This is a genomic window from Lysinibacillus telephonicus, assembly GCF_003966145.1.
Lineage (GTDB): Bacteria > Bacillota > Bacilli > Bacillales_A > Planococcaceae > Ureibacillus > Ureibacillus telephonicus.
Window position 1 is genome coordinate 1 of record NZ_RXNR01000110.1, and the last position, 8,936, is coordinate 8,936.

Below are 8,936 nucleotides of genomic sequence, written 5' to 3' on the forward strand. Positions count from 1 at the left end.
TTTACTATTATAATAACAAACGAATGAAGTCAAAATTAAAAGACCTAAGCCCGGTGGAATACCGAACTCAGGTCCTTGGAGTAGCCTAATTATATATGTCTAACTTTCTTGGGTCAGATCATGCAAAAGGTGCTTTTTTAATAATAATGAAAATTCTAGAGTTTGAATAGGGGCCAGTAATGGTAAGAATGCTGTTACTCTTTAAATATAATATTTTGGAACCCTGCTAGATTGCAAGTATGTCTGTAGTCGAGAATTATGCCTATTTTCTATCCGCCCTCTATCCCTCTATTAATGCTTCACATCTTTTAAATTGAAAGGTTCCATTCTTTAACCAGTTATTCATTGCCTCAATATCCTTAGAAAATACTCGATCTGCATTAATAAATGGAACAATTTTTCTTGCATTCTCTAAAAATCCTCGTGTAGTTAAAGCCATCTTATCTTTCCCTCGAATTTCCGCAGCCTGCAGCCCGCAAATTGCTTCAATCGCTAACACTCGACGTGTATTTGTAATTACCTGATATGCATGTCTTGATCCAATCGTCCCCATGCTAACGTGATCCTCTTGATTTGCGGATGAAGGGATGGAATCCACACTTGCTGGGTGTGCCAAAGTTTTGTTTTCTGATACAAGTGATGCTGCGACATACTGCATAATCATCGCACCTGATTGTAAGCCTGGTTCAGGACTTAAAAACGGTGGCAAATCATTTAATTGTGGATTTACTAGCCGTTCAATTCGGCGTTCTGATATGTTTGCTAGTTCCGCCACGGCAATTGCTAAAAAATCCATGGCAAATGCAATCGGTTGACCGTGGAAATTACCACCAGATAAAACTTTTTCACCGTTATCAAAAATTAACGGATTATCAGTAGCAGCATTCATTTCAATTTCCAATTTTTCTTTCACATAGTTTAATGTCTGCCACGAGGCACCATGTACTTGTGGAATACAACGGATTGAATATGCATCCTGTACACGAAGTTCTCCCTGCTTTGTTGTTAAAGAACTATCTGCCAAGTAGCCACGTATGCGCTCTGCAACTTCAACTTGCTCTCTATAGCCACGTGCAAGATGAATGTCTTCGTCAAATGCATCAATAATCCCACGTAAACCTTCTATTGTAACTGATGCAATTAGTTCAGTTTGGTAAGCTAATTTTTCTGCTTCCAAGTAAGCAACAACACCCATTGCAGTCATCGCCTGGGTACCATTAATAAGTGCTAAACCTTCTTTTGCTGTTAACGTAATCGGCAAAATTGCTTCTTTCGATAATGCTTGTATTGCGGGTATTTTTTCACCTTTATAAAAGACTTCTCCTTCTCCGATTAATACTAAAGCTAAATGTGACAGTGGGGCTAAATCACCACTAGCACCTAGTGACCCTTGCTGAGGAATTACCGGATGAATTCCAGCATTTAATAACTCTAGCAACCTTTCAATGACAACAGGACGTACACCGGAAAAGCCCTTTAATAATGCATTTGCTCGAAGGAGAATCATCGCACGTGATACAACTTCTGGAAAAGGCTCTCCTACCCCGCAAGCATGGGAGCGAATTAAATTTAGCTGTAGCGCTTCAACATCTTCTTTTCCTATAAACACATCGCTAAATTTTCCAAAACCTGTTGTAATTCCGTAAACTATTCGCTCCTCGGAAACAATTTTTTCTACCGCTTTTCGACTTTCCTGAACCTTTCTCATGCTTTCCTCAGAGTAATCAACTTTTTCTCCATCAAATAAAACTTTTCGTACATCTGAAAAAGTAAGTGTTTGACCATTTAATGTAACCATCTTTTTGTCTCCCTTCAAATTCCTTTTGACCAATTAGAAAAGGGGACTATATCAAAGAAATCACTAAAAAGCGATTACATGATATAGCCCCCTATTAACTAAATTCTATGGGCAAATTATATGTGATTAATTCCTAAACCGATTGTTTCATGCTCAAAGCCTTTAACCGGTGCGCCAATTGTCCCGTATAAGGAAACAGCAATCCAATCTCCCTCTTGCTCATTTTCATATGGGTTTCCACGTAAAACTGCAAATGATAAACCAACTGTTCTTAGTACAGATCCTAATTGCACTTGACCTCTCGTTATCCCATTCAACGCTTCAATAATCGCATGGTATAATGCGTGTGATTCGCGATAAACATCCGGATTTATAATCCCATTTTTCTTAGCCGCTGTTTCAATTGCAGCAACTACCTTATGTTCATCCATCGATCCAACTTTTCCCGTACAACTCTTCCAATTCAACTGCTCGAGCATTGCAAGATGTTCAGATGAATCATCAGAAAGCAAAAGTAAGATAGCGTTTTTACCAATACGATCTTTACTTAATGCCATTTAAACAACTCTTTCCATTTTTCTAAGTAACGTATAATAACTAACTAAATGTTCTAATGTCTAATAGCTAATTTAATTGTAAACGCTTCAAAATCAGGTGTCAACTTGACTTTTTGGAAATTTAATAAAAATTAGATAATTGCAATCCTGAAGGTATAAATCATATTTACTGGCCATCTCATATATAATGGTGCATCCATGAGGATCTCTTGGAAGGTGGAGTCTAAAAAATGGTTAGTTATTTTGCGTTAGTAATATCAAATCCATTTTTCGGAGAATTAGATGGATGGAATCGAATAAGACTAATCACTTCCCTCCTACTCGAATCTCATATTAATTAACCCTCACTTACTTATGGTACTGTTCAACATCATAACTGTGAATGAGGTTCCACTTAAAGGACATAACGTTTTATTATTTTTTACTGGTCTATCTTTTTGAAATATTTATAAATCCTTTCTAACTTTTTCATCTGATTTCCTTTTGGACTTTCCATGTTCCCAAATTCGAAAAACTTCACTTTCTTGATCCCTACAAAATTAAATAAGGCTCTTTTCATTAAAATTTTATGCGCATTATTCAACCAAAGAAATGGATAGTGAGTAGGTCCCTTCATGGTAGATACACATACTACGGATTTCCCCTTTAATAGACCTTCTGGAAAGTACCCTTTTTTATCTTTATATGCAAAATTGGAAGCAAATAATTGATCGATATATCCCAAAAGCATCGCAGGGGGTCTTCCCCACCAAATTGGATAGATAAAGACAATCTTGTCAGCCCATGTAATTTGTTTTCTGTATTTTTCAATATTAGGATCTGTATGCATATCACGTCTTCGTTTTTCCTCGTTAAATACTAGAAGTGGATTAAACCCCTCTTCATATAAATCGAGAACTTTTACCTCCGTAATATAGGGATTTTCGCTACTTCCCTTCATTACATTTTGAAAAAATGCGTAATTCAAACTTTTATGATTTGGATAAGTATAAACGATTAGCATCTTCATGGCGCACCTCTTATTTATCATTTGATAATCAAATCATATCACCATCTAACTTTGTTATCAATTGATAATTGTATTTTGATAATCTTTTTGTTACCTTTGCAATAAGAGGTGAGAGAAATGGACAAAAGTATCCTTTTTAATAAATTCGTATCATTTTCGGCATCAGTACATCGTGTAACTCATGAATTAACTAAAGATGTGAAATCTGATTCAATTACCCAAGTTCAATATAAAATTCTTGAGAATATTGCAATAAGTCAACCAGTGACACCTAGTGAGATTAATGACTGTATGCAAATGTCTATGCCAAACACCAGTCGTGAACTAAGCAAATTGAGTGAAAAAAATTTAATTAAAAAGATAGGGGATAGTAAAGATAAACGAAAACAATATATTTGTTTATCTCAAGATGGAGAACTTTTAATGAACGAAGCTTTTGCATCCATAGAATCCCGCTTTTTAGAGCGAATTCAAAATGCTACTAAAGAAGATTTAAAAGATATAGAGCGTTCAATAGATATTCTTCAGACTAAATTATTTTATTCTAATTATAAATAAAGCATTAATGACTCCTGCAATTGCAAATTATTAATCTCTTTCAACAGAGGGGTTTGTTTGGTTATAAAACAGTACCTGTCACTCCCTGAATAATGTCGATAAATTAATACGGGTGGTGACAGGTACAATTTTTAAGGCGTCTTTCTTTTTATATTATTAATTCAAACTTCCACTTTACTATCACTTGTGATACCGTTCTCCATTACTGGTCTAAGTACGTTTCCAATGAAATGAACAGTATTAATCCTAACAAAATACCTTTTTTGTAATACATTTAGAGGGAAAAAACAACATACCGTTGAATTAAATAACTACTAATCTTTTAAAGGAGCTTGTTCAAAACATATGTCTTTATTTACATTCCTAGTTTCTGATTGTCCACTAGAAGAAGTAGATTATAGCGGTATTACTGAAATTACAGTAAGAGAACTAAAGAAATTATATCCAATTTCAGACAAAACACCAGTGCAGTCTTGGCATTCGATGGATGATGATACACGCATTTTACATGCACCGGATGCGTCAGCATTTGGTGAGCTGGTAATATCTTTTTGTAATAACCCACCTTATGATTTAGCTTTTTATACTGAAAAAGAATATGCTTATTCGTTAGACGGAAATTGGAAAGGCAAATTTTTAACTGATTTTGTAGATTATATAAAGACACATATAAAGGCGAGTGAAAACGTACAGTTACTTATTTTTTGGGCTGGTGATGGGGAACAGAAATTAATAGAACGAGAGATTAGTATTGAAGAAATCCAGCCGAATCACCTTGAACAGTTTAAACGTAAGAAAAATATTCGTATACAATTTGTATAGGTTGGAAAAATGGTCAATCAAATATACTCTTAAATAGAAAAACATACTCGAATATTACACATACTTATCTACATATTTTTAAATATAAAGAGCACCATTCTCGTATTTAAATAGTACTCTTCTAAAGAACCGTATTTACTTGTGATACGGTTCTTCGTAAAATATCTAACTAAGGTTTTATAACACTAATTCAAGCCTATTATTCAACATATAAGGTTTTATGGTTTCATTATATCTCGCCAATTTCCATTTCCGGGAGGCAACTAGCGAGTAATTTAACTCCATTTTCAATTTCTTCAATTGATAAACCACCAAATCCTATCATGATATAGGAATTACTCTCGATGGACGGATGAAGCCAAAACATTGCAGGGGAATAAATTTTGACACCCTTCTTAAAACCCCTTTCGATCAGCTCTAAGGCTGTTATCCCTTTTAGTTTCAATAAAATATGTAGGCCTGACTTTTCTCCAACAATTTTTACTTTAGTACCCATGTATTGTTCAATACTTTTTAGCAGGGTCTGATGTTTTTTTTGATATAGCTTGCGCATTCTTCGAATATGCCTTTCGAATTCACCGGATTGCATGAACTGAGCCATAGCCCCCTGAATAATAGGAGAGACAGATTGATTATAAGCCGAAAACTTTTGTGAATATTGAACCATTAGAGAAGGTGGAAATACGATATAACTTAATCTGACTGAAGGAAGAAATGATTTAGAAAATGTACCTAAATAAATTACCTTTTCCTCTTCATCTAGAGATTTCAACGATGGAATTGGCTGTCCCCGGTATCGAAACTCACCGTCATAATCATCCTCAATAATATATCCCCCTGTTTGATAAGCCCATTTTAGTAATCGCAATCTTTTTGTTATAGGCAAAACCATACCAAATGGAAATTGGTGAGATGGTGTTAAATATACCGCTTTCGCCTTGCTCGTGTGTATAGTTTCTACTGACAATCCGTCCTTATCAAGAGGCACAGGTTCAATATTACATCCCTGATCTCTAAAGACCGATCGTACTCCACTGTAGCCTGGTTCTTCCATTGCCACAGTTTTCCCCTGGAGTGATAAAAGACGGCAGATCAATTCTATTGAAGTTTGTGTACCAGCTGTTATAAGAATCTGTTCTGGTGTTGAGCGTACCCCTCTGGATTGCAGCAAATAGTTTGAAATCTCCTGCCTCAATGCAAACTCACCTTGTTTTTCACTATACTGAAATAACCAATTGCTCTCTTGATCAACTGCATCTGACAGACATTTCTTCCACTGCTTCAATGGAAATTTGTCAAGATCCACATTGCCATATTCAAAATCTACAAGTACCTCACTTGAAGGCTTATATTCCAACATGATAGGATGTTTTACTTCAGTAGAATTTAGCAAAGGTTTCTCAATCTCAGCAACCCATATTCCACTTTTAGGGACACTTTCAAGATAGCCCTCTGATTGCAGCTGCTGGTATGCTGCCTCAACTGTGTTCCGGCTGACTTTTAAATGCATCGTTAGCTGGCGAATTGATGGCATCTTCACACCTGGTAATAGCCTTCCTTCTTCAATTTCTTTCCTAATCCAATGATATAACTGACTATATAACGGCTCTGACAGGTCTCTATCTAAAAATGGGGTGAGTTCCATATTTAACCCTCCATCTGTCCCTATTAAACTTTTTAATTCTGTCACTTTTTTTATGTACAGATATTTCTTAAAATAATTTTATCATTTTTGTAGAGAGTGGGGATGGAAAATGAATAAGATCCGCCAAGAAAAGTTAGAATGTACTGATGATAATCGTATTGAACAGTTTTTAAGCCAAGCACGGACAGGTTACCTTGGATTAACGGATGGGGAAGCTCCTTATGTTGTCCCTTTGAATTTTGTCATGATGAATAAGGCTATATATTTTCATGGAGCTGCACAGGGGAAAAAAATAGATTTGATTCATGCTAATCCCAACTGTTGTTTCACAGTATCTGAGGATTATGGAACTATGGTAAGCCCTATACCAGCCAAGACAGACACTGCTTATATGAGTGTAATGCTATTCGGTGTATTAGAAACGGTAAATGATATAAAAGAAGCTACAGAAGCAATGCAAGCCATGTTGGATAAGTATGTACCCGGTTACTATGAGAAAGAACTTTCACAATCTCATATCGAGAAATATCGATCTTCTTTAGGAAGTCATACTGTTGTTTTCAGACTTACTCCGGATGTAAGGACTGCAAAAGAAAATAAATTGAATCCGCAATTATCTTTCTTCCCAGGCAGGAACGCTGGAATGGATATTTAAAAATAATACTTATTGTTTATCCAATGGGACTAGGCATAAATAGAACTAAAAAGGGAGACGGTGATTGCCTCCCTTTTTCCCTGCTGGGTACTATTTAGTTTCAACCATGACGATATCACTAACAATTGAAAATTGTTCCGTTAATAACGTTAAAATAGTTTCTTCAACATTATTATCAACTTCGCAAATCGTAATGGCCGGACCATTGATTTTTGAACGCTCATTCGCCATCCGTGCAATGTTAAAACCATTTTTATAAAGAGCTCCTGATAATTCAGCGATAACTCCTTTACGATCAGTATGGCGGATCACCAATGTTGGACGTTCGCCGGAGAATTTCAACGGATAACCATCCAATTCCTGTACCTCGACTTTACCGCCCCCTAAGGAGCTAGCGAGTACTTTGACCTGACGCGACGCCCCTGATAATTCAACAAGAACTGTATTAGGGTGATTGCCTCCCAACGCCTTTTTTGTAAATTCATATTGCAGGCCTTGTATTTTGGCAATAGCCTTTGCATTTTTAATACCATCATCCATTGTTGATAATCCCATAACACCACCCAACAGTGCTAAGTCTGTTCCATGTCCTTGATAAGTATCAGCGAAGGAACCCATTAATGAGAACTTTGCAGATAATGGTTTTTCATTTAAAAGTTGATAGGCAATGTTCCCAATTCGAACAGCTCCGGCCGTATGTGAGCTCGATGGGCCGACCATTACAGGGCCGATAATTTCATAGGCACTTTGGTATTTTGCTGGACCACAATCACTGTTTTTTTCACTGAATATCTGATCTTTTAATTTCTTGCCTGTCGGAGTTCCGGCAAGACCTCCTATCCCCGTTTCCCTTAACGACTCAGGCATTCGCTGTCCTACCTCATGCATCACATGAACTACCTCATCTGGTGGGATAATGCTGACTACTCCTGCTAACGCCATATCTGCTGCAGCTTGTGCCGTAATCGCATGCAAACCATTGCGAATGATGCACGGGATTTCTACCAGCCCCGCCACTGGATCACAGACTAGCCCTAATGAATTTTTTAAAGCGATTCCAACAGCATTTCCAACCTGCGTCGGTGTTCCACCTGCCAGTTCAACAAGGGTGCCGGCTGCCATTGCTGTAGCAGATCCAACTTCGGCCTGACACCCGCCAGTTGCCCCTGAGATTGACGCTCTATTCGCAATAATTAAACCAAGAGCAGAGGCAGTAAACAATGACTGGATAATTTGCTTACGAGTAAATTTCCCGCTATCAAGGGCATGAACGAGTACAGCTGGCAGGATTCCTGCTGAGCCTGCTGTCGGCGTTGCCACAATTCGACCCATCGCTGCATTCACCTCTGAAACCGCAAGCGCATTTGCTGCAGCATTTAATGTCATAGGGTTAACAAAGGAATCCCCCTTTTTTGCATATTTGTGAAGTCGGTGGCCATCCCCACCTGTCAAACCGGTCCGGGACATAACAGGACTCATCGTTCCATTACGGACAGCCTCCTCCATCACTGCAAATTGTTCAGCCATTTTATCAAGGATTGCCTCTTTGGATTTACCTTTCTGTTGTACCTCTGTATATATCATTAAATCCGCAATGGTTGTTTTTTCTTTTTCAGCAAGTTCAATTAATTCTCTTAAACTCGAGAAGGACATATGCTCACTCCTGTTAAAGAAGACGAGGCTGGGACATAACTAGCTTCAAATAAAGAGAAAGGTGAATTTGAGGGAACTCAAATTCACCTTTCTCACTTTTTTCACATTAGTTCTTCTATTCCCTTAGTTAATGGCCGTGAATTTTCTTAAATTCACGGCCATTAACGCAAGACCCATTTCATTTTCAACCTTCGATTTTCCTCGCACAGAAAATCGAGTGAAACGCAAATTAGCCTTCA

9 protein-coding genes are annotated in these 8,936 nt (G+C 37.3%); 4 read left to right on the forward strand and 5 right to left on the reverse strand.

Annotated elements, in window-relative coordinates; translation table 11 throughout:
- Window positions 1-89: IS3 family transposase (locus EKG35_RS21690; protein ID WP_148103526.1), on the forward strand; the 89-nt coding region annotated here is incomplete at its 5' end.
- Window positions 90-280: 191 nt separating this feature from the next.
- Here EKG35_RS21690 and hutH read toward each other — a convergent pair.
- From hutH to EKG35_RS19825, 3 genes are all read right to left on the reverse strand, one after another.
- The gene (gene hutH / locus EKG35_RS19815; RefSeq protein ID WP_126296272.1) at window positions 281-1,798 is read right to left on the reverse strand and encodes a histidine ammonia-lyase; all 1,518 of its coding nucleotides are present in this window, start codon (window positions 1,796-1,798) and stop codon (window positions 281-283) included.
- A 116-nt stretch (window positions 1,799-1,914) separates the two neighbouring features.
- Complete coding sequence (hutP, locus tag EKG35_RS19820) at window positions 1,915-2,355, reverse strand: histidine utilization transcription antiterminator HutP (RefSeq protein WP_126296273.1); 441 nt, start codon at window positions 2,353-2,355, stop codon at window positions 1,915-1,917.
- 421 nt (window positions 2,356-2,776) lie between these two features.
- Window positions 2,777-3,364 carry an NAD(P)H-dependent oxidoreductase gene (locus tag EKG35_RS19825; RefSeq protein WP_126296274.1) on the reverse strand — a complete coding sequence of 196 codons (588 nt, stop codon included), beginning with the start codon at window positions 3,362-3,364 and terminating at the stop codon, window positions 2,777-2,779.
- A gap of 117 nt (window positions 3,365-3,481) precedes the next feature.
- On the opposite strand from EKG35_RS19825, the gene EKG35_RS19830 reads away from it, so the two are divergent.
- Both EKG35_RS19830 and EKG35_RS19835 read left to right on the forward strand, forming a co-directional pair.
- Window positions 3,482-3,922, forward strand: a complete 441-nt coding sequence (locus tag EKG35_RS19830; protein WP_126296275.1) for a MarR family winged helix-turn-helix transcriptional regulator — start codon at window positions 3,482-3,484, stop codon at window positions 3,920-3,922.
- Window positions 3,923-4,267: 345 nt separating this feature from the next.
- Window positions 4,268-4,744, forward strand: coding sequence for a hypothetical protein (locus EKG35_RS19835; RefSeq protein ID WP_126296276.1), 477 nt, complete (start codon window positions 4,268-4,270; stop codon window positions 4,742-4,744).
- Window positions 4,745-4,973: 229 nt separating this feature from the next.
- Here the strand turns inward: EKG35_RS19835 and pdxR are convergent, their stop codons facing one another.
- On the reverse strand, window positions 4,974-6,389 hold the full coding sequence (gene pdxR / locus EKG35_RS19840; protein WP_246020512.1) for a MocR-like pyridoxine biosynthesis transcription factor PdxR: 1,416 nt from the start codon (window positions 6,387-6,389) through the stop codon (window positions 4,974-4,976).
- Window positions 6,390-6,498: 109 nt separating this feature from the next.
- On the opposite strand from pdxR, the gene EKG35_RS19845 reads away from it, so the two are divergent.
- Window positions 6,499-7,044 carry a pyridoxamine 5'-phosphate oxidase family protein gene (locus EKG35_RS19845; protein WP_126296278.1) on the forward strand — a complete coding sequence of 182 codons (546 nt, stop codon included), beginning with the start codon at window positions 6,499-6,501 and terminating at the stop codon, window positions 7,042-7,044.
- A gap of 90 nt (window positions 7,045-7,134) precedes the next feature.
- Here EKG35_RS19845 and sdaAA read toward each other — a convergent pair whose 3' ends face one another.
- Complete coding sequence (gene sdaAA, locus EKG35_RS21545) at window positions 7,135-8,697, reverse strand: L-serine ammonia-lyase, iron-sulfur-dependent, subunit alpha (protein ID WP_126296279.1); 1,563 nt, start codon at window positions 8,695-8,697, stop codon at window positions 7,135-7,137.
- Window positions 8,698-8,936: the final 239 nt, after the last annotated feature.